This is a genomic window from Staphylococcus parequorum (assembly GCF_039237145.1).
Lineage (GTDB): Bacteria > Bacillota > Bacilli > Staphylococcales > Staphylococcaceae > Staphylococcus > Staphylococcus equorum_A.
Genome location: NZ_CP150682.1, coordinates 1436873 through 1457648, shown reverse-complemented (window position 1 = coordinate 1457648; position 20776 = coordinate 1436873). Strand labels below are relative to the sequence as shown.

The following is a 20776-nucleotide window of genomic DNA, read 5'->3' as shown; positions in this document are numbered from 1 at the left end:
CATTTTAAAATTGCAATAAACGCTCTAAAAATAAAACTTACAATATTTTCAATTCAATATTATAAGCTTTATTTTAACTTAAATACTATTGATTTCTAAACCTTCGTCGCCCCATGCATCCATGCCGCCTTCAACGTTAACTGCATGGATATCATTTTGCTCAAGGTATTGTACTACTTGTGCACTACGACCGCCCACTTTACAGATGATGTAGTATGTTTCATCTTTATTAAAATGATTTAATTCATCCGGAACTTGATTCATCGGTATTGTTTCTGCGCCTGGTATCACACCCATAGCTGTTTCTTCATCTGTTCTAACATCAACGATATGAATTGGGTCACTATCTAAAATTTTCTCTTTTAATTCATCAATTGTTATAGATTCCATAAATAATTCCTCCTGTTATTATTGAGCTACAATGTTAACTAATTTTTTCGGTACTGCAATGACTTTCTTAATCTCTTTACCTTCAATTTCAGCCTTAACATTTTCATTACCAAGTGCTAATTGTTCCATTTCTTCTTTTGAAGTGTCTTTAGGAATATTAATCTTAGCACGTACTTTACCGTTCACTTGAACAACAATCTCGATTTCATCATCAACGAGTAATGATTCATCATATGAAGGCCATGGTTGATAAGTGATTGTTTCTTCATGTCCAAGTTGCGTCCATAATTCTTCAGATATATGTGGCGCAATTGGTGCCAACATTTTAATGAAACCTTCAATGTATGGTTTGTAAATTTCATCTGCTTTATAACAATCATTAATAAATACCATAAGTTGACTTATTGCAGTATTGAAATTCAACGTATTATAATCTTCAGTTACTTTTTTCACTGTTTGATGATAACTCTTATCTAAAGCTTTACTGTTATTGTTTACCACTTTATCGGAAATCAAACCATCATCAGTTACTAATAAGCGCCAAACTCTATCTAAGAAACGTCTAGAGCCGTCCAGGCCATTTTCGCTCCATGCAATTGCTGCATCAAGTGGTCCCATAAACATTTCATACATACGTAAAGTATCAGCACCATGTGATTTCACGATATCATCTGGGTTGATTACATTACCTTTTGACTTACTCATTTTTTCATTACCTTCACCAAGTATCATGCCTTGGTTAAATAATTTTTGGAATGGTTCTTTAGTAGGAACTACACCTAAATCATATAAAACTTTATGCCAGAATCTCGCATATAATAAGTGAAGTACTGCGTGTTCTACACCACCAATGTATAAATCAACCGGTAGCCAGTGTTTTAATTTTTCTGGATCTGCAAGCATTTGGTCATTATCAGGATCAATATATCTTAAATAATACCAACAGCTACCTGCCCATTGTGGCATCGTATTTGTTTCGCGACGACCTTTCATTCCAGTTTCTTCATCAACCACATTAACAAAATCTGAAATGTTAGCTAATGGAGATTCACCTGTACCTGAAGGCTTGATTTCATCCGTTTCAGGTAAAAGTAATGGTAGTTCTTCTTCTGGAACAGTGGTCATTGAACCATCTTCCCAATGAATTACAGGTATTGGTTCACCCCAATATCTTTGGCGACTAAATAACCAGTCTCGTAATTTATAATTTACTTTGCGAGTACCCGCACCTTTTTGTTCCAACAATTCAATTGCTTTAGCAATCGCTTCTTCGTTGTATAAACCATTTAACTCACCTGAATTAACATGTGGTCCATCTCCATCATAGGCTTCTTGCGATAAGTCTCCACCTTCGATAACTTCTAAAAGTGGCAAATCAAATGTTTTTGCGAATTCATAGTCTCTTTGGTCTCCACTTGGTACTGCCATAACTGCACCAGTTCCATATGTGGCAAGCACATAATCAGCAATCCAAATTGGCACTTGTTGCCCCGATAAAGGATTCGTTGCATATGCGCCAGTGAACACACCCGATTTTTCTTTAGATAAACCTGTACGTTCTAAGTCTGACTTTTTAGCCGCTTCTTGTTGATAATCTTTGATAGCTGCTTCTTGATCAGCTGTTGTAATTTCATTTACTAGTTCATGTTCAGGACTTAACACTAAGAAGGTTGCACCGTATACAGTATCTGCACGTGTTGTAAACACTTCAATTTGGGCATCACTGTCTTCTACGTCGAATGCGATAGCAGCTCCTTCTGAACGACCAATCCAGTTACGTTGCATGTCTTTTAAAGACTCAGGCCAATCTAAGTCATTTAAATCTTCAAGTAAACGATCTGCATATTCAGTAATTTTTAATACCCACTGTTTCATTGGTTTTCTTACCACAGGGTGGCCACCACGTTCAGACAAACCGTCAATAACTTCTTCATTTGAAAGTACTGTACCAAGTTCTGGACACCAGTTTACTGCAACTTCATCTACGTAAGCGAGTCCTTTATTATATAATTGAATAAAAATCCATTGCGTCCATTTATAATATTCTGGGTCTGTAGTATTCACTTCTCTATCCCAATCATAACTGAAACCTAATTCTTTAATTTGACGTTTAAACGTCTGAATATTCTTTTTAGTAAATTCACGAGGATCATTCCCAGTGTCTAAGGCATATTGTTCTGCAGGAAGACCAAATGCATCCCACCCCATTGGATGTAACACATTGTATCCTTGCATACGTTTATAACGAGAAATAATATCTGTAGCTGTATAACCTTCTGGATGCCCTACATGAAGTCCTGCACCTGATGGGTATGGAAACATGTCTAGTGCATAGAATTTTTTTTGACCTAAATTATCGCTCGTTTTAAAAGTTTTATGTTCTGCCCAATAATCCTGCCATTTCTTTTCAATTTCATTATGATTGTAGTTCACTACTTTTCCTCCTATTCAATAAAAAAACACCTCAAACTATTATCGACTTCAAAAGGGACGACTTTCACCGCGGTACCACCCAGTTTCACATTAAATGTGCGCTCATTTAAATTAATAGTTAGAGATGTTATAAATTCATTTAAGTCCTGGTAAGTTCACTCAATGCTTAACACTAGGTTCCACCTTTCCTAGTTCTCTGTAGAAAAGCTTTTAAGTTACTACTCCTATACATTACTAATGATATTTGAAAAAAGGTTTTATTTCAAGTGGAAAACGTGAAATAAAGCTACACTAAAAGTTTCTGTGTGGCGATTTATTAGTTTTTATAAAAAAATCGAACAGGCAACCTTACACCTGTTCGAGAAAATGATTAAACTTTTTATTTTCCACGTATAACTTATACGTCTTTTGGTAATTTCTTATCATAAATCATTAAGAAAAACACTGCGATAACTAATAACCCTATCATACTTAAAAACATCGCTTGCATATTTAGTGTATCTACAAGGACCCCACCTATAAGTGGACCAAAAGCCTTACCAACAGTTGCTGCTGAGTTAACATACCCTTGAAACGCTCCTTCTTTCCCTTTTGGAGCTAATTGGTTTGCAATTGTTGGAACAGCTGGCCAAACAAACATTTCACCTAATGTCAGTATAATCATACCTATCATGAACACTGAAAATTGTTCAGCAAAACTCGTCACTAAAAATGACACTATGAAAATCGATATACCTACTAACATTTGATATTTCAAATTACCTTTTAGCAACCTGATCACCGGCATAATCAGCGGTTGTGCAACCAGAATCATAATACCATTAACAGTCCATAATAAACTGTATTGGCTCATTGACATATTAATTTCTTGAGTGAAAGAAGCAATCGTACTCTCCCATTGAATATATGCAATCCAACAAATACTAAACATCACACATAAAAGTGACAGCGCAGTAAATTGAACTCTGTTTTGTTTAGATAATAAGGACATCGTATCATTCGATTTTACTTTCACATCAAGTTTAATATTAAATTGTGTAATTGCTACCACTGCAAATGCTACATACATTAATAAGTTAGCTATAAATATATAATTGAAACTCAACTCTGCCACAAAACCTCCGGATGCTGCTCCTATAGCGACGCCTAAATTTTGCGCTAAATAGATTGCGTTAAATGTTTGGCGGCCACCTTGAGGCCATGCAGCGCCTGCAAGTGCATAAATAGCTGGAATAATCATACCCCCACCAAAACCTAATGCTACGAGCCAAACCGCATACCAAGGCCATCCGTGGAAGAAATTCAAGAGTGTTGTACTGATTAAACATATAACAGTACCTATCATAATCGTTGGATAGCCACCTAATTTATCAAATAAATTACCACCTAATAAATTACCAATGACCATACCAAACGAATTAATCATTAGGACAAAACCAGCCATTGTAAGACTTTTATCTAATTGTTCATTCATATAAATTGTATTTAAGGGCCATAAAAAACTTGAGCCAGTGATATTTAATGCCATCCCAATAACTAACCACCACACTGATTTAGGCATTTTCATAACAGTAAGCTCCTCTCTATTTTAAAAATTTCTAATTTTACACTAAACACTATATCATTAAAATATGTTAAAATCTTTAACTAGAATGAATTCAGAAAGGAAAATGTTTTATGGGACAATTTTTCCCTTACGCATTCGAGAATAAAAGATATCACACTTGGAATTATCACTTAAAAAATAAATTTGGACAAAAGATTTTCAAAGTAGCAATTGACGGTGGCTTTGATTGTCCTAATAGAGACGGTACTGTAGCACATGGAGGATGTACTTTCTGTTCAGCTGCAGGTAGCGGAGATTTTGCAGGTAATCGTGTGGATCCAATCGATGTACAATTTCAACAAATTAAAGATAGAATGCACGAAAAATGGAGTGACGGTCAATACATTGCTTACTTCCAAGCATTTACAAATACGCATGCACCTGTCGAAGAATTACGTGAAAAATATGAAACTGCTTTGAAGGAACCTGGTGTTGTTGGCCTTTCAATAGGTACACGACCTGATTGTTTGCCTGATGATGTGGTTGAGTATTTGGCAGAGTTAAATGAGCGTACATATTTATGGGTAGAGCTTGGCTTACAAACGGTACACCAAGAAACATCAGATTTAATCAATCGCGCGCATGATATGCAAACATATTATGAAGGTATCGCTAAATTACGTAAGCATAATATTAATATTTGTACGCATATTATTAATGGTTTGCCAGGCGAAGACTATACGATGATGATGGAGACGGCTAAAGAAGTCGCTCAAATGGACGTCCAAGGTATTAAAATTCATTTACTTCATTTACTTAAAGGCACGCCAATGGTGAAACAGTATGATAAAGGCATGTTAGAATTTATGTCACAGGATGAATATACTAAATTAGTTTGTGATCAATTAGAAATCATTCCAAAAGAAATGATTGTTCATAGAATTACTGGTGATGGTCCGATTGATTTAATGGTAGGTCCAATGTGGAGTGTTAATAAATGGGAAGTACTGAACGAAATTGATAATGAACTAGGTCGCAGAGAATCATATCAAGGAAAACATTTTGAAAGTACGATAAAATCATGAAATTAGAACGCATTTTACCATTTGCGAAAACGTTGCTTCAACAACATATGACATCAGAAAGCATTGTCATAGATGCTACTTGTGGTAATGGCAATGACACACTTTTTCTTGCGCAACAAGTGCCTCACGGTAAAGTATATGCATTTGACATCCAAGCAGAAGCTATTAGTAATACAAAACAAAAAACTGAAGGTTATGACAATGTAATGTTGATTCAAGATAGTCATGCGCATGTAAAACAGCATATTCAAGAGATTGAAGCTGGTAAAGTGGATGCTGCCATTTTCAATTTAGGATATTTACCTAAAGGTGATAAATCGATTGTTACCCACCCTGAAAGTACATTATCAGCTATCAACTCAATTTTTGATATATTAGCTCCAGAAGGCGTCATTATATTAGTGATCTACCATGGTCATGATGAAGGTAAATTAGAACGTGATGCTGTAATTGAATATTTGTCACAGTTTGATCAAACTAAAGCACATGTATTGCAATATCAATTTATCAATCAACAGAATAACCCGCCGTTTATCTGTGCACTTGAAAAAATTTAGACTGTGAATACCTCATGAGTTCAAGATATAATTTCTTAACACAATCACGATTATTAACAATTTATTCGAAAATAAAATAAAAAAGACAAACAAAAGCCTCGGTATTTGACTACCGAGGCTTTGCTTATTCCCTATAAGTTAATGATAGATTTAAGACTAGTTTGAATGCTAGTTGATTTTGATTCAATTTCTTCTTTGAAGAAATTTAAAAGGCTTTCCCGTTGCGCTTTTAAATCTTCATTGAAATGAATGATAACTGTACGTTCGTCATTTTGTGGTCTTTCTTTAATGATCCACGCTTTTTCCACTAAATCATTATAAGTTCTTGTACGCTTATAAGATTTAATGTGCACAAAATCATCCATTTCTTTTAAAGTCATCGATCCTTCTTTCCAAAGCGTTAAAAGAATCAAAATTTCTTCTTTCGACATCTTGTACTGCTTTTGAACTTTGTTAAAGATATCTTCGATGTCATTCAACACCATTTCTAATCTTAAAACGCCATCAACATTATCAGTAAATGTCTTCCCCATAGAATAATCCCCCAATCATAGTATAAAGTTAAACATGTAAAATTAATTTATCAAAAAACATCATTCTTAGTAAATAAATTCTTCACTGAATTAACATTAGAATTTTTAATAAAATTAATCTTATATACAGTTTAAATTTAAACTATGAATTATGCAATTATATGAGATATTTTATTTTGCATTTCTTTCAAAATAGTAGCTGATTTTTCGAATAATTCGCGCTCATGGCTGTCTAGAGGCATTTCAAAAACTTTTACAGCACCTTCTTTATTTACTTGTGTTGGTACACCAATATAGACATCTTCTTGGTTGTATTCACCTTCTAAATAACTCGAAACTGTTAGTACAACATTTTGGTTATTTAAAATTGCTTTTGTAATGTGTAATAGCCCCATTGCAATCCCATAATACGTTGCACCCTTTGCTTGTATTATATCGTAGGCTGCATCACGCGTATTTGTAAAAATCTCTTCAACCCTGTGTTGTTTTTCAGGGTCATCTTTTAAAAATTGATATAAAGATTGACCGGCTATATTAGCTTGAGACCATACCGCTAATTCTGAATCGCCATGTTCACCGATGATTTGACCATGCACACTACCTGGTGAAACGCCAAATTCTTCAGCTAATTCATATTTAAAACGTGCTGTATCTAAAATTGTCCCAGAGCCTATCACTTTTTCTTTCGGTAAACCAGATACTTTGTATGTCACATATGTTAAGACATCTACCGGATTGGTTGCAATTAAGAAAATACCATCAAATCCAGATTTCATAACTTCAGAAACAATTCCTTTAAAAATTTGGGTGTTTTTTTCGATAAGATCTAAGCGTGTTTCACCTGGTTTTTGAGCTGCTCCAGCAGTAATAACTACTAAATCTGCATTTGTACATTCATTATATGCGCCTGCTTTGATTTTCACTGGTGAATCACCATATGGCGCACCGTGATTTAAATCCATGACGTCGCCTTTAACTTTTTCTTCGTCTAAATCAATAATTACTAATTCATCAGCAACACCTTGAGCTACTAACGCAAAAGCATAACTTGAACCTACTGCCCCATCACCTATTAAAACTACTTTATTATTTTTAATTTGTTTCATTATATGACGCTCCTCACGTATTCAATCATTTAGTTAATGTTTGTGATTTATTTCACAATATAAATATAACAGTATTTCATAAGTTTTTCAATAACTTTGTTATTTTTTTCACAATATTATTTTGTTAATCTTTCTAATAGATTTACATACACCATACTTCTGATAATTTTATAAAAAAAAGCATCAGATAACATTTAAAGTTTTCCGATGCTTTTCTTACTCTATTTTAGTATAAGGGTTCTTTTAATTAAGATACTTCATGTTCATCATGAACGATAAAGCCATTATTGCTAGCACTATTATTTAAAAATGCCAAAATATATCTCATTACTTCATCTCTTTCAGGTTCATTATGTACCTCATGATAAAGTCCTTCCCATGCTTTGAAATATAATTCTTCGGTTGTGACTTTGTCTTTAATTAATTCCATTGTTGATACATCTGCAACTTGATCTTCTAGACCATACATTAACAATAGTGGTAATGGTTTAATATCAGTTAAATGTGTTACCGTTTCTTTCATAATTTCTATGATTTGTTTATACCAATGATAAGTTACTTTTTGCAACATCAACTGGTCATTTTTTGTTTCTTCAATTACTTCTTCGTTTCGTGTTAAGTCTTCAACTGTAATCCCTACTTTAAATCTTGTATCTTTAGCTACTTTACCTATATTTGAAATTATTTTGTCTTTACGAGATTTATTACTCTTTTTAAATTCTAAAAGTGGAGATAAAAGCATCAAACCTTCAATTGGTACTTCTACTTTTTCAAGTAAATTAAGTGTAATTAAACCACCTAAACCGACACCTAACACGTAAGTAGGTATTTTATACTCATTCGCTATTCTAATCCACTCTAGAATATGCTCATGATATACATCAAAACTGTCAATTTGACCTTTGTTAGAACGTGACGTTTGCCCTTGTCCAGGTAAATCGCCCATAATAACATGATATCCATTTCGGCGAAGCATCGTAATTACATATGCGTATCTTCCCGTATGTTCAAGCATGTTATGTGCAATTACAACGACACCTTTAGCTTCCTTTTCGGTTTCCCATTTCCACATAATACATACTTCCCCTTCTCGTTAAATTTCATTATATTTATTGTATCAAAATACGATGTACTTTTTCCATTTTAAAGATAACCATAGACGCGAAAAACTCAATTTGTTTTAAAAATTAAAAGCATCTTATAATCAACACTTTATCATAAGTGTATTTAATAAAATAAAGTGTAATATATTCTATTGTAAACGATTTCATTCCCTTTAGATTCATGCTACACTTATATTGAAAGATCAGCTGTAAGCAGAATGGGAGGAATTAATATGCCAATTGTGAAAAATTTTTTTATCGGGTTATCTAACAACCCTTTTTTAAATAAGAGTGCTAAGGAAATCGGTCCAATGCTCGGTGCTAATAAAGTGGTTGCCGGCAATACAATCGAAGCCTTATTAAACACAATTGAACGTCTAAACAGCAAGGGAATTACAGTTACTGTAGATTGCCTTGGAGAATTTGTTGTAACTGAAGGTGAAGCAATTCAATCAAAAGATCAAATATTAGAAGTGATGTATGCTATTTATAATCATAGCTTAGATGGTCACATGTCTATTAAATTAAGCCAGTTAGGCTCTGAATTTGATTTAGATCTTGCTTATCGCAATCTACGTGAAATATTATTAAAAGCGAATGAGTTTAATAATATGCATATTAATATCGATACTGAAAAGTATGATAGTTTATTTGACATCACGCAAGTGTTAGACCGTTTAAAAGGTGAATTCAAAAATGTAGGTACCGTAATTCAAGGTTATTTATATGAAGCTGATACACTTGTAGAAAAATATCCGGAATTACGATTGCGCATGGTTAAAGGCGCATATAAAGAAATTGATACAATAGCTTATCAAACTAAAGAAGACATTGACGAAAATTACATACGTTTAATTGAAAAAAGACTATTAAACGCTAAAAATGTAACTTCAATTGCCACTCATGATGATAAAGTTATTACACATATAAAACAATTTATCAAAGATAATAATATTGAAAAAAATCAGTACGAATTTCAAATGTTATATGGTTTCCGTACTGATTTAGCAGAGAAAATAGCTGGTGAAGGTAACAATTTCTGTATTTATGTACCATATGGGGATGATTGGTTTAGTTACTTTATGAGACGACTAGCTGAACGACCTCAAAATTTAAATTTAATGTTTAAAGAGTTAATGAAACCCGAAGTAATGAAAAAAGCGGGTATCGTTACAGGTGTAGTTGCAGCCTTTGGAGCAGCTAGTGCTTTAGTATATCGTCTTTTAAAAAAATAATCTTTAACAAAAAAGAATTGGACAATAACGATTTCGTTAAGTCCAATTCTTTTTATTTTAGTAGAAACACCTATAGCCTTTATAAAAAAGTTAGTGCTTCAGTCTGGTTCTATTATATTTCTTTTAATAAATTAGCCATTTCTATTGCACTAATTGCTGCATCTGCACCTTTATTACCTGCTTTTGTGCCGGCACGTTCTATTGCTTGTTCAATATTTTCAGTTGTCACAACACCGAAGATAACTGGTGTATCAGCAATATCATTTGCCTTAGAAACACCTTTCGCCACTTCATTACAAACATAATCATAATGAGAAGTAGATCCTCTTATTACACAACCTAAAGTGATTACAGCATCATATTCACCTTTTTGAGCTAATTTTTTAGCTACTAATGGAATTTCAAATGCACCTGGTACATATGCTACATCAATGTTTTCTTTCGGTACTTCATGTCGCACTAAAGTATCTTTAGCCCCGTCCAATAAACGATTTGTAATAAAATCATTAAACCTACTTACCACAATTGCTACTTTTAAATCTGAACCTATTAATTTACCTTCAAAATTCATCTTATTGCCCTCCTATATTAAATGACCCATTTTTTCTTTTTTTGTATCCATATAATCTTGATTAAATTTATTTGTTGGAACTACTAGCTCAATTCTTTTCGCAATATTTACACCATAAGTTTCTAGACTTTCGAATTTTTTGGGATTATTGCTTAACAAATTCACGCTTTCAATACCAAAATACTTTAAAATTTTTGCGGCGTCTTTATAATCTCTCAAATCTTCGTCGAAACCTAAAGCAATATTAGCTGTCACAGTATCATAACCTTGTTCAATAAGTTCATATGCTTTTAACTTATTAATTAAACCAATACCTCTACCTTCTTGAGGTAAATATAAAATAATGCCACCATGTTCACTTATATATTTCATAGAAGCTTCAAGTTGTTCTCCACAATCACATCTTTGACTATGAAAAATATCTCCTGTCAGACAAGAAGAATGAATACGCACATTCTCAGTTTTCTTTATGTCTCCACTTACAATCGCCACAAGTTCTTCGTCACTCGTCTGTGAAGTAAAACCATACATATCAAACTTACCATGTTTAGTAGGCATTTTTACTTTTGCTTTTGCTTCTAACTTAGATGTGAGTGATTTTCTATATGTTTCTAAATCTTCAATAGAAATCATTACAAGCTCATGCTTTTCCTTAAATGCTTCTAATTCTTCACCTTTAGCCATTGAACCATCTTCATTCATAATTTCACAAATTAATGCTGCTGGCTTTGCTCCTGTTAGTTTTGCTAAATCTACAGATGCTTCTGTATGACCACGTCTTTCTAACACACCATTATCTTGTGCAATTAACGGAAATAAGTGACCTGGTTTATTAAAATCACTAGCTGTTGCATTTTCTTCTATCAACGCTTTTGCTGTCATTGTTCTTTCTCCAGCACTAATACCTGTCGTCGTATTAATATGATCGACACTCACAGTAAACTCTGTACCATAAACATCAGAGTTATGACTCACCATTGGATTGAGTTCTAATTTTCTGGCTATATCTTTGCTAATTGGTGCACAGATGAGTCCTCTACCATATTTCGCCATGAAATTAACGGTATTATCTTGCATCCATTCTGTCACAGCTACTAGGTCGCCTTCGTTCTCTCTGTTTTCATCATCAACGACCACAATACTTTTACCTTTTTTAAGCTCCGCAAGCGCTGTATCTATACTATCTAATTTCATACTACCCCTCCTAAAATCCAAATGCTCTAAGTTTTTCGGTGCTTAATCCTGATTCATTATTACTGACAATTCTCTCTACATATTTGAATAACATATCAGTTTCAATATGGACCGGATCGCCTACACGTTTTTGATTTAAAATAGTGGATCTTCGCGTTTCAGGAATGAGATGAATGTCGAATTCAGCATCTTTTAATTGAAAAATAGTTAAACTTACGCCATCTACAGTTATGGATCCTTGTGGCACCATTTGTTTAATAAGTGTAGTAGTAGGCTTTATTGTTACAATTTTAGAATTATCTGATGCTTGTATACGTGTAATCTTAGCTACTTCATCTACATGCCCGAGCACAAAGTGCCCTCCAAAACGACCTTGACCACTCATCGCTCTTTCTAAATTCACTTCTGCAGATTGGTTTAAATGATTTAGATAAGTCTTATTTTCTGTACCTTTAATTACTTGTACTGAAAACGAATGCTTATTAAAATCAACAACAGTTAAACATGCGCCATTCACACTTATAGAATCTCCTATATGCATGTCTGATAAGATGGTCTCGCAATCAATTGTTAAGTTAACTACAGATTGTTGTGTCGTTATTTTTTTAATCGTGCCTATTTCTTCAACAATACCGGTAAACATGATTATTCACTTCTTTCGCAACTCTAATTTAATGTTTTGCTCAAGCATTTGGGAATTAACAATTTCGAATTGTGGTACTTCTGATAATCTAAAAATGTTTTTAGTTTGATAAAATTGATAATTACCAGAACCACCTATAATTTTCGGGGCATAATATAAGATAAGTTCATTCGTATATTGAGATTGTAGAAATGCTGAAGATACGGTTGGACCCGCTTCTACTAACAATTTCCCAATTCCCTTTTGATATAAATCTATTAAAATATTTTCAATTGAACAATCAGTTAAAATAATAATTTCTACATGTTCAATATCTGTTTTCAAGTTTTTATTTTGTGTATAAATCCAAATAGGTGTATTAGCATTTTTAAACATGTCTAATTCAAAATCAATTTGGCCTGATTGCGATAAAATCACTTTTATTGGATGCTTACCTTCCTCAATTCGTGTTGTATATTGAGGGTTATCTGCATCTAACGTGCCTCTACCTGTAAGTACAGCATCATGCGTATGACGTAAGTTGAATACATCATGCTTAACGGCTGTATTCGTAATCCATTTACTTTCACCTTCATCAGTGGCCTGTTTACCGTCTAAACTACAAGCTACTTTAACTGTCACTTCAGGAACCTCTTTACTTTTGCTTATAAAGAAGTCTTTGTACAAGTGTTCTGCTTCTGCATTATGACGAAATTCAACTTCTACTCCTGCATGTTGTAATATTTCGTCACCGTTAGACGCTAAAGTCGTATCTTTTACAGCATATATGACTTTCTTTATGCCAAAATCAATAATTTTATTTACACAAGGTGGCGTTGAACCAAAATGTGTACATGGCTCTAATGAGATAAAAATGGTACCATCTTTAGCTTCATCTTGTGCCATATCTAACGCTTGTACTTCAGCATGTTTATCGCCCTTTTTTAAGTGTGCGCCCATCCCTACGATTCGGCCGTCTTTAACAACTACCGCGCCTACAGGTGGGTTTACACCCGTTTGACCATTGACCATTTTTGCTAATTGGATTGCATAATTTAAATATTGACTCACGTTATCACCTCTAAATAATAAAAAAACACCTGAAATAAAATATTTCAGGTGTGGGATATATTGATATAACATCATTAGCTTCAAGTTAAATACACTTATCCATTTTCAAACATAAGTGTATGCCAAATAAACACTTAAAAAGTGTCGTTTTTGTTATACTTCATTCTTTCTCCCATCCAGACTTTACTGTCGGCTCTAGAATCTCACTAGATCAGCCACATTTGAATAATCAAATGCAGGTCGCAGGCTTTGTTTACTGCCGGTTGGGAATTTCACCCTGCCCCGAAAGAATATCTATGAAATTGTAATTAATGATTGAGTCAAGTAACTCTTACTAAGTTACACCAATATCGTACTACATTTTAGGCAGAATGACAATTCATATTATCTAAGTCGGCTTTATTTTTAACGTATTATTATTATTAAAATGCTTTAAATACTAATAAGAAAAGCTTTTTACTTAAATTAATGAAAAAATAAATTAATTTTTATTATGACTTTTATAACCTTAATAATCTAGTTATCATTTAACAGATTAACCTCTCGAAACCATACAGTTAATGTTTTTATTTTTGTAATTACTTATTCGGTAATAACTGATTTACTATGCTAACTGCTTGTTTAACTATCATTGCTACACCATTTCGAGACTGATTGATTCCATTTGTTAATTGACCTAATGCGTACATGTGTTTAAGTGTTCCATAACGAGGGCTTATAATTTGATTTGTTTCAGCAATAATTTGAATACCACCAAGTGGATGCGCTTGTACAACCTGTCTATTTTCAAGATTCAAAACCAATTGATCATCACTATCAAGATCTGAAAGTTGTGTTTTTGAACCAGTTGCGTTGATTACGACATCAAATTTATGGTTTGCCTCTGTTTCATTTTTATATTTGAAACAAAATTGACTTGCTTCATATTGAACATCCTCTAGACCACTTTTAATTTCAATAGTCCCATTTTTGATATGATCTATAATTAATCGAGCTGTGCGTGGAGGCATTGGATTAGAATTATCCTTTAATATAGATTGGTAATCTTTTAAAAATTGTTTTTGATCTTCCCTACTGAAACTATTCCAAATCCAATTTAAATTCTCTTTTACTAATTCAAGTATACTTTGGAATGCCCCTAATTCAGTTGCGTGTTCTAAATCATATGTTAAATCCTTCACAGGGTCATTTTGTCTACGGTGCACTAATTTTTCAATTGCAATATCATAATATGCACAATCTTTCATAAATAAAGTTAGTGCTTTTTCTAAAGGTACGTTTCCAAAATTTTCGTTCTTTATTGCATTAAAATTTTCTGGTGTTAAGTATTTAAATTCAATGTCAGGCATTTCGCCTCTCACGCTTGGCAATTGACCTTTGCGACTTGTTATAGTAATTGGTAATTTAGGATGATGTGCAGTAACATAACGAATTACATCTAAAGATGCTAAACCTGTGCCAATGATCGCAATTCTGTCAGTATCCTTCACATCATCTAACGTATTATAAGTTGGATATGGTGTGTGAATATATCCTTTTTTTCCTTTCAAATGGTATGGATCATGGTATGACAGTGTACCAATCGTTAAAAATACAGCATCATACTTTTGACAATTCGACATGTCTTTCGACGTACAAACATAATATTTAACATCCGTTTGACCTACATCAGCCTCAATGAAAACTTCTGACACTTCTTCTTTAATCATCTGGACATTTTCAAATTGCTGATTATATTTTTCTAAAAAATCTTTCATATAATGACCAAATATAAACCTTGGTAAATACTCCGGATTAGAAAACTTAAATATCGATTGTGATTTGTACCATTCGTAAAATTCACCTTGATTATCTAAATTTAAAGACATTTGTTTCGCAGGCATATTGATTAATAATTGATCACTGTCATTTTGAAAAGGTACACCTTGCCCCATATTTTTAGGATTATCGTACATGTCTATATTCATTGTTGCAAAATTATCATGTTTCACTAATTCCTTTAGCAAGCTTACACCCGCTGTGCCCATTCCTATGATAGCTATTCGCATTGTACACATCCTTATTAAATTTATTTATATTCATTATAGCAATGATTAACCTTATATTACATGCTAATGTATTCAACTACCGTACAATTTAGCGTTGTTATAATATTTTGATAAATATGTTAATATTAATATATTGAAAAAATATTATTTCTGTACTTATTTTAAGGAGCTAGACAATGAAATTTTTAAAACATTTATTATTTTTAATTATAGCAAGTACAATATTATTATCCGGTTGTGGATTGCCAGGACTTGGTGGAAGTCAATCAAAGAACGAGATTAAAGTTTCAGCTTTGGCTACGAGTGAGTCTCAAATCATGGCATATATGATCATAGATCTTATCGAACATGATACAAAAGGTAAAACTAAAGGTTCAATCATTAATAACTTAGGCTCAGCTACAATCCAGCATAATGCGCTAATGAATAACGATGCTGATATTTCGAGCACGCGATATACTGGGACAGATTTAGTGGGTGTCCTTGAGTCTGAACCCGTTACTGACCCTAAAAAAGCGATGGCTTTAACTAAAAAATTGTTTCAGCAAAAATTTAATCAGACCTTTTTTGATTCATATGGTTTTGAAAATACCTTTGCCTTTATGGTAACCAAAGAAACTGCTGAAAAATATGATTTACATACTGTTTCAGATTTAGAAAAAGTAAAAGATCAAGTAGATGTAGGCACAGATACCACTTGGATTAAACGTGGGGGCGATGGTTATGCACCTTTCCAAGCACATTATGGCTTTGCTTTTGATTCTATTAAACCGATGCAAATCGGACTCGTTTACGATGCTTTGAAAAGTAAAAAATTAGATGTTGCACTAGGCTATACGACTGATGGTAGAATTGCAGCTTATGATTTAGTAGTACTTGAAGATGATAAAAAGTTCTTCCCAACATATGATGCAAGTGCTGTAGCACCAAATAAACTTTTAAAAGAACAACCAGAAGTTAAGAAAGCACTTAATAAATTGAACGATAAAATAAGTACGGAGCAAATGCAAAAATTAAATTATGAAGCAGATGGAGAAGGCAAAGAGCCCGCAGTTGTTGCAGAAGAATTTTTAAAAGAGCACAATTACTTTGAAAAAGAATAATGCTCAGTATATACACCTGTATGTAGTTATTGATGTATCTTCACACCCATTTAATGTTAATATGTTGGCATAGATTAGGATGTGATAATATGAAATTTACTATAAAAGTGTTTATATCAGCGCTCATGTTCTTCATTCTTATAAGCAAAAAAAACAAAGTAGAATAATAAAAAAGAGTTTCCAAAATTGGAGACTCTTTTTTTATATAAATTATGAAATTAATAAATAAAGCTTACTTCAAGAGAATAATATCAATTAAAAAATAGGATTTATAGATGCTCTGCCATTATCAATTGATTGATTCAACATAATAAACACCATCACTGTTTAATTTATAAATATTAAAATATTGGCAGTAATTTGGGCCGACGCCTGACTCGTTAATAAATCACTAGCTGAAGACTACAGGCTAAGGCAGTGCCAGCGGAAAGCATGCACAAAAAAACTGCCAACAAAATCAGAGGCTTTGTTGGCAGTCTGAAACCAACTGCTTTTATAGCAATTGGTATTCTTCGTTCTATTGTATTAGAAATAATATTTCAAATACTTATCTAATTTTTGTGCTTTTCATCATCTTTATAAACAAAATATTTATAATATTTACCTTCTGTTTTCATATCTTCATAGAAATGAGCCATTAAAGTCGCATTACTTTCAGCCCATTTAATGTCTGTAGCGTATTGGTGTTCTCCTGGATTTTTAGGATTCCATCTCATACTATAAAGCGTGTTTTGATCTTCATTAGATAGAAAGTGATCATGAATGAAGTTAGCCCCACCACTAATTGCTTTTTGTGGTGTGTCCCAGCCATGTTTTTTAGCATATTCTGAACCTGTTTTAATCGGATCTTCATCAAGTGCACCTACACCAAAGAAGTTATAATATTTTTTACCATCAATTTCTACACCACTTGCAAGCTCACTTTTAGCAGAGCCTGTTTCAAGTAACGCATGTGAAATTAAATAAACTTCATTGACGTGCTTATCCTGTGCTGCTTTTATAAAATCATCTGAATGCTCTAACAACGTAGGGTTATCTATGAGCATGCGTTTTATTCTATTTTCATCAATACCTTGATACTTATCTAATTCTAAAAATTGGTATTTTTGCGTATCACTTTCAATAAATTCACTACTGTTCATCGCAGCTTTTATCTCAGTAGATGACGCATCTCTCCATGTTTTATTATCTTTGCTTGAAACTTGTTGGCTAGTATAATTATCAATTTGTTTTTTTGATGCTTTATCCAAAGTTACTTTAAGATTTTCTACTTTTTCTTGTTCGTCAACTTCTTTAAAAAAGATTTGATCTGAGATCATTGAAAAAACAACAACCGCAGCTACACCTAAGACTATCAATAAACCAATGATTGATAGAATTGAGCCTTTTTTATGCTTCGTCATGTTTACACCTCTTAGGTAATAATTAGGAAGGACACGCCTTCGTCATATGTATCATAGCTTTAAAGCCATCCGATTATAAAGTTTAACACTAATTACTTGAACAGACAATTTAATATGAACGTTGTTACATATTCATAAAAAAAGTAATGAAATTTTAATTTCATTACTCTTGACTTTTATAATAATCCATTATAATAAAGCTTGCAGCTTGTGATCTATTTTTATAAAAATAACGATTTAAATCAATCGTACCTTCTATTTCCCCATCTCGATACATCATTTCTTTTGCCATGTTGTTTATCATAACAAAATCTGATTTATCTTTAATCGTATCCAAATCATCATGCCTTGCAAAAAAATGTTCTAAATTTAAATATGCGTAATCCATATAAACCTCCTGATAATTGTCCGAAGATAATAATATACCTCTAAAGTGTTATATCTTTAAGTTGAATACGCGCTAATGTTATAAAACTTAAAATTTATCTATCTTATGACTACTATTTAACACCTATTATCCCTATTTGGCAAATGAAAATTACTATTTCTTATAATAAAATAATAACATCCGGAAATATATGTTGTATATACGACAATGGAGAGAATGAATGACCTTTGAAGAAGTTTATAAAAAGTACAAACATATTATTCATTATCTATTAAAAAAGTACAATATTAAGTACAATTATGATGAATATGCTCAACTCCTCTTAATTAAAATGTGGGAGCTAAGCAAAATCTACAATTCACAAAAAAGCAGCTCATTAAACACCTTCTTATATTCACGATTAAATTTCTATTTGATAGACCTTTTCCGCAAACACCAACCACTACTACTAGTTGATCCTATAGAACAAGAAGTTAAAGCTTCTTTATATAATGATGATTATGACAGTATGCTAGTTTTCCAACAATTTTTATCATTATTGACTGATAAAGAGCAACAATGGTTACGATTAAAATTTGCAGGACTTAAACAATATGAAATTGCAAAACTTCTAAATTGTTCTGTCTCAACTTTAAAAAACTATCAAAAACGAATTCAACAAAAACATTTGAAATTTTATACCTAAGATTGAGGTGAATATGATATGACGCCACTTACTCAATTGCTTTATTTCAAAACAGTTCTTGGACCAGAAATATTAACAATATGCCAATATACTACGCACCAATTCACTTACCCTACTACAATTAATCTCACGTTAAATTATTTTTTAGAATCACGACATTTATCTTTAACACTTCAGACGAAACAAGCCAAACAATTACTAAAAATACGCAAGATCGTTCCAATATTTATTAATAGCGATATAACATTATTTCCAGTAAAACCACAGCGCTCACCAATACAATATTATATTAACGCAATCCCAATCACTGGATTAAAGTCAAAAGGAACACAAACAATTATATATTTTGAAAATGCTACCTATATTACAGTTAATGCTACCTATATTACAGTTAATGCTTCCTATGTATTTATTCATAAAAAATGGCAAGAAAGTTTAACACTTTCTCACCATTTAACTTAACACGATTCAACTATAGTGCTTTATTATGCTTATATTCTAATAATTTTTTCGTAAAATAAGCAGTTACCATTTTAATCAAATATAAACTAACGATTAATAGTAATATTGAGCCAATCAAGGTCAAAATAACAGTGGTTGTAGATAATTGCACTTCAGGTTTAATAAAGTATTGCACAGATGATAGACTTGTCAAAAAACCAAATAAAAACAAACCTAAGAGCACGATATATGTGATTAAAATACCTATAAGCAATGCAAATAATTGTGTTGATGATACAACTTTCTCTTTAAAGACATATTCCTTTAAAAATTGATTTGAAAATGCAATAGGACGATTAAAATTTTGTCCATCACTAGACTTAGTAACTTCCTCTAATACTTCATTCAATTGACTTTTTTCTTTTTTATTTAAAAACCATAATTGCTTTTTAACTTTTTGTTTAAAGATATCTAGTTTCATAAATGTTTCTCCTTTAGAACTTTCACAGTACACTATACTCATTAAATAATAAATCAATTATCTAAGTTATTCAATTAAATTTTATAATATTTGTATTAACTTTAATTTTATCGATTTTTATTTCATCTAATCTACGATAACTAAGCCCATTAATGCTGCAAATTGTACAGCTTGATTTCTAGAAACTTTGCAACCTAATAAGTCTTCTTTATTAACCACAAATGACTCAAAATAAGATTGGCTCAAATCACAATCTTTTAATGGGGTTTGGTAAATTGATAAATGCTCTAAATTACTATTGTCAAAAACAACCTTTTTCAAATTTGAATTATGAAATTCAGCATTTTCAAAGTTACTTTTTTGTGTCATCAGTGCTTCTATCTTAGAGTCCACAACACTTATAAAATCAGCTTTCACTTCATCAAACACTGTATTTCCAAACCTCATATAGTTAAATAAAGTTCCGGTCATACGACAATTTTTAAATGTCACTCTATGTATGGAACCATGATCCATTTTCGTATTCGAGAAATCGCAATTTTCAAAAATAACATCTGTAAAATCAGCGCGACCTAAATCAGAGTTAGAAAAATCACAATCCTTGATATATGAACCATAAACTACAAATCTTTGTAAAACTTTATTACTTAAATTAGCATTTTGTATTTCCGCAACTTCAACTATATCATCTTCATCTTGAAAAATTTCTTCTAATTCTTTAAGTTCTAAATTTGCGCTGATTTTGGGTTGTTGTATTTTCATAAATCATCTTCCCCTCTAT

21 protein-coding genes and 1 riboswitch are annotated in these 20776 nt (G+C 32.3%); of the genes, 6 read left to right on the top strand and 15 right to left on the bottom strand.

Going from position 1 to position 20776, the window contains the following annotated elements:
* Nucleotides 1-78: 78 nt before the first annotated feature.
* The 3 genes from AAA453_RS07105 to AAA453_RS07095 form a co-directional block, all read right to left on the bottom strand.
* Complete coding sequence (locus AAA453_RS07105; RefSeq protein WP_069818201.1) at nucleotides 79-390, bottom strand: rhodanese-like domain-containing protein; 312 nt, start codon at nucleotides 388-390, stop codon at nucleotides 79-81.
* A gap of 18 nt (nucleotides 391-408) precedes the next feature.
* Nucleotides 409-2823: a leucine--tRNA ligase gene (leuS, locus tag AAA453_RS07100; protein WP_427704221.1), complete on the bottom strand. Its 2415-nt coding sequence runs from the start codon at nucleotides 2821-2823 to the stop codon at nucleotides 409-411.
* A 397-nt stretch (nucleotides 2824-3220) separates the two neighbouring features.
* A complete protein-coding gene (locus AAA453_RS07095) occupies nucleotides 3221-4390 on the bottom strand; it encodes an MDR family MFS transporter (protein WP_427704219.1) in 1170 nt (389 codons plus the stop codon).
* Between the two features lie 110 nt (nucleotides 4391-4500).
* Between AAA453_RS07095 and AAA453_RS07090 the strand changes: the two genes are divergently transcribed.
* Entirely contained in the window at nucleotides 4501-5454 is a 954-nt protein-coding gene (locus AAA453_RS07090) for a TIGR01212 family radical SAM protein (RefSeq protein ID WP_285323414.1), read from the top strand.
* Nucleotides 5451-6011 (top strand): tRNA (mnm(5)s(2)U34)-methyltransferase, encoded by a 561-nt coding sequence (locus AAA453_RS07085; protein WP_427704217.1) that lies wholly within the window; start codon nucleotides 5451-5453, stop codon nucleotides 6009-6011. The genes AAA453_RS07090 and AAA453_RS07085 overlap by 4 nt, the downstream gene beginning before the upstream one ends.
* A 131-nt stretch (nucleotides 6012-6142) precedes the next feature.
* Here AAA453_RS07085 and AAA453_RS07080 read toward each other — a convergent pair whose 3' ends face one another.
* The 3 genes from AAA453_RS07080 to AAA453_RS07070 all read right to left on the bottom strand — a co-directional run bounded on the left by AAA453_RS07080 (nucleotide 6143) and on the right by AAA453_RS07070 (nucleotide 8722).
* A complete protein-coding gene (locus tag AAA453_RS07080) occupies nucleotides 6143-6544 on the bottom strand; it encodes a transcriptional regulator, SarA/Rot family (protein ID WP_021339039.1) in 402 nt (133 codons plus the stop codon).
* A 149-nt stretch (nucleotides 6545-6693) separates the two neighbouring features.
* Entirely contained in the window at nucleotides 6694-7650 is a 957-nt protein-coding gene (locus AAA453_RS07075; protein ID WP_046465607.1) for an L-lactate dehydrogenase, read from the bottom strand.
* Between the two features lie 247 nt (nucleotides 7651-7897).
* Nucleotides 7898-8722: an alpha/beta fold hydrolase gene (locus AAA453_RS07070; protein ID WP_069818199.1), complete on the bottom strand. Its 825-nt coding sequence runs from the start codon at nucleotides 8720-8722 to the stop codon at nucleotides 7898-7900.
* A 264-nt stretch (nucleotides 8723-8986) separates the two neighbouring features.
* Between AAA453_RS07070 and AAA453_RS07065 the strand changes: the two genes are divergently transcribed.
* Nucleotides 8987-9988 carry a proline dehydrogenase family protein gene (locus tag AAA453_RS07065; RefSeq protein WP_427704215.1) on the top strand — a complete coding sequence of 334 codons (1002 nt, stop codon included), beginning with the start codon at nucleotides 8987-8989 and terminating at the stop codon, nucleotides 9986-9988.
* A gap of 112 nt (nucleotides 9989-10100) precedes the next feature.
* Here AAA453_RS07065 and ribH read toward each other — a convergent pair whose 3' ends face one another.
* The 5 genes from ribH to AAA453_RS07040 form a co-directional block, all read right to left on the bottom strand.
* Nucleotides 10101-10559 (bottom strand): 6,7-dimethyl-8-ribityllumazine synthase, encoded by a 459-nt coding sequence (gene ribH, locus AAA453_RS07060; RefSeq protein WP_046465610.1) that lies wholly within the window; start codon nucleotides 10557-10559, stop codon nucleotides 10101-10103.
* Nucleotides 10560-10571: 12 nt separating this feature from the next.
* On the bottom strand, nucleotides 10572-11753 hold the full coding sequence (locus AAA453_RS07055) for a bifunctional 3,4-dihydroxy-2-butanone-4-phosphate synthase/GTP cyclohydrolase II (RefSeq protein ID WP_046465611.1): 1182 nt from the start codon (nucleotides 11751-11753) through the stop codon (nucleotides 10572-10574).
* A 10-nt stretch (nucleotides 11754-11763) separates the two neighbouring features.
* Nucleotides 11764-12396 carry a riboflavin synthase gene (ribE, locus tag AAA453_RS07050; protein ID WP_046465612.1) on the bottom strand — a complete coding sequence of 211 codons (633 nt, stop codon included), beginning with the start codon at nucleotides 12394-12396 and terminating at the stop codon, nucleotides 11764-11766.
* A gap of 6 nt (nucleotides 12397-12402) precedes the next feature.
* The gene (ribD, locus tag AAA453_RS07045; protein WP_427704213.1) at nucleotides 12403-13446 is read right to left on the bottom strand and encodes a bifunctional diaminohydroxyphosphoribosylaminopyrimidine deaminase/5-amino-6-(5-phosphoribosylamino)uracil reductase RibD; all 1044 of its coding nucleotides are present in this window, start codon (nucleotides 13444-13446) and stop codon (nucleotides 12403-12405) included.
* A 160-nt stretch (nucleotides 13447-13606) separates the two neighbouring features.
* A riboswitch (FMN riboswitch) is annotated at nucleotides 13607-13740 on the bottom strand.
* Nucleotides 13741-14024: 284 nt separating this feature from the next.
* Complete coding sequence (locus AAA453_RS07040; protein ID WP_427704212.1) at nucleotides 14025-15494, bottom strand: FAD/NAD(P)-binding protein; 1470 nt, start codon at nucleotides 15492-15494, stop codon at nucleotides 14025-14027.
* Nucleotides 15495-15670: 176 nt separating this feature from the next.
* Here AAA453_RS07040 and AAA453_RS07035 point away from each other — a divergent pair, with 176 nt between their 5' ends.
* Complete coding sequence (locus tag AAA453_RS07035; protein WP_427704210.1) at nucleotides 15671-16597, top strand: osmoprotectant ABC transporter substrate-binding protein; 927 nt, start codon at nucleotides 15671-15673, stop codon at nucleotides 16595-16597.
* Between the two features lie 551 nt (nucleotides 16598-17148).
* Here the strand turns inward: AAA453_RS07035 and AAA453_RS07030 are convergent.
* Nucleotides 17149-18000: an N-acetylglucosaminidase gene (locus AAA453_RS07030; RefSeq protein WP_046465616.1), complete on the bottom strand. Its 852-nt coding sequence runs from the start codon at nucleotides 17998-18000 to the stop codon at nucleotides 17149-17151.
* Nucleotides 18001-18163: 163 nt separating this feature from the next.
* Nucleotides 18164-18388, bottom strand: a complete 225-nt coding sequence (locus tag AAA453_RS07025; RefSeq protein WP_046465617.1) for a hypothetical protein — start codon at nucleotides 18386-18388, stop codon at nucleotides 18164-18166.
* A 220-nt stretch (nucleotides 18389-18608) separates the two neighbouring features.
* On the opposite strand from AAA453_RS07025, the gene AAA453_RS07020 reads away from it, so the two are divergent.
* Both AAA453_RS07020 and AAA453_RS07015 read left to right on the top strand, forming a co-directional pair.
* Entirely contained in the window at nucleotides 18609-19073 is a 465-nt protein-coding gene (locus AAA453_RS07020; protein ID WP_427704208.1) for a sigma-70 family RNA polymerase sigma factor, read from the top strand.
* 18 nt (nucleotides 19074-19091) lie between these two features.
* Nucleotides 19092-19535 (top strand): competence protein ComK, encoded by a 444-nt coding sequence (locus AAA453_RS07015; protein ID WP_427704207.1) that lies wholly within the window; start codon nucleotides 19092-19094, stop codon nucleotides 19533-19535.
* Nucleotides 19536-19545: 10 nt separating this feature from the next.
* On the opposite strand, the gene AAA453_RS07010 is transcribed toward AAA453_RS07015, so the two are convergent.
* The gene (locus tag AAA453_RS07010; protein ID WP_427704205.1) at nucleotides 19546-19995 is read right to left on the bottom strand and encodes a hypothetical protein; all 450 of its coding nucleotides are present in this window, start codon (nucleotides 19993-19995) and stop codon (nucleotides 19546-19548) included.
* Nucleotides 19996-20121: 126 nt separating this feature from the next.
* On the bottom strand, nucleotides 20122-20757 hold the full coding sequence (locus AAA453_RS07005; RefSeq protein WP_046465621.1) for a pentapeptide repeat-containing protein: 636 nt from the start codon (nucleotides 20755-20757) through the stop codon (nucleotides 20122-20124).
* Between the last annotated feature and the right edge of the window lie 19 nt (nucleotides 20758-20776).

Excerpts from the sequence above, each read along its gene's own strand:
- AAA453_RS07105 (WP_069818201.1), bottom strand. The coding sequence starts at position 390 with ATGGAATCTATAACAATTGATGAATTAAAAGAGAAAATTTTAGATAGT.
- AAA453_RS07095 (WP_427704219.1), bottom strand. The coding sequence starts at position 4,390 with ATGAAAATGCCTAAATCAGTGTGGTGGTTAGTTATTGGGATGGCATTA.
- AAA453_RS07090 (WP_285323414.1), top strand. The coding sequence starts at position 4,501 with ATGGGACAATTTTTCCCTTACGCATTCGAGAATAAAAGATATCACACT.
- AAA453_RS07085 (WP_427704217.1), top strand. The coding sequence starts at position 5,451 with ATGAAATTAGAACGCATTTTACCATTTGCGAAAACGTTGCTTCAACAA.
- AAA453_RS07080 (WP_021339039.1), bottom strand. The coding sequence starts at position 6,544 with ATGGGGAAGACATTTACTGATAATGTTGATGGCGTTTTAAGATTAGAA.
- AAA453_RS07075 (WP_046465607.1), bottom strand. The coding sequence starts at position 7,650 with ATGAAACAAATTAAAAATAATAAAGTAGTTTTAATAGGTGATGGGGCA.
- AAA453_RS07070 (WP_069818199.1), bottom strand. The coding sequence starts at position 8,722 with ATGTGGAAATGGGAAACCGAAAAGGAAGCTAAAGGTGTCGTTGTAATT.
- AAA453_RS07065 (WP_427704215.1), top strand. The coding sequence starts at position 8,987 with ATGCCAATTGTGAAAAATTTTTTTATCGGGTTATCTAACAACCCTTTT.
- ribH (WP_046465610.1), bottom strand. The coding sequence starts at position 10,559 with ATGAATTTTGAAGGTAAATTAATAGGTTCAGATTTAAAAGTAGCAATT.
- AAA453_RS07055 (WP_046465611.1), bottom strand. The coding sequence starts at position 11,753 with ATGAAATTAGATAGTATAGATACAGCGCTTGCGGAGCTTAAAAAAGGT.
- ribE (WP_046465612.1), bottom strand. The coding sequence starts at position 12,396 with ATGTTTACCGGTATTGTTGAAGAAATAGGCACGATTAAAAAAATAACG.
- AAA453_RS07040 (WP_427704212.1), bottom strand. The coding sequence starts at position 15,494 with ATGCGAATAGCTATCATAGGAATGGGCACAGCGGGTGTAAGCTTGCTA.
- AAA453_RS07035 (WP_427704210.1), top strand. The coding sequence starts at position 15,671 with ATGAAATTTTTAAAACATTTATTATTTTTAATTATAGCAAGTACAATA.
- AAA453_RS07030 (WP_046465616.1), bottom strand. The coding sequence starts at position 18,000 with ATGACGAAGCATAAAAAAGGCTCAATTCTATCAATCATTGGTTTATTG.
- AAA453_RS07025 (WP_046465617.1), bottom strand. The coding sequence starts at position 18,388 with ATGGATTACGCATATTTAAATTTAGAACATTTTTTTGCAAGGCATGAT.
- AAA453_RS07020 (WP_427704208.1), top strand. The coding sequence starts at position 18,609 with ATGACCTTTGAAGAAGTTTATAAAAAGTACAAACATATTATTCATTAT.
- AAA453_RS07015 (WP_427704207.1), top strand. The coding sequence starts at position 19,092 with ATGACGCCACTTACTCAATTGCTTTATTTCAAAACAGTTCTTGGACCA.
- AAA453_RS07010 (WP_427704205.1), bottom strand. The coding sequence starts at position 19,995 with ATGAAACTAGATATCTTTAAACAAAAAGTTAAAAAGCAATTATGGTTT.
- AAA453_RS07005 (WP_046465621.1), bottom strand. The coding sequence starts at position 20,757 with ATGAAAATACAACAACCCAAAATCAGCGCAAATTTAGAACTTAAAGAA.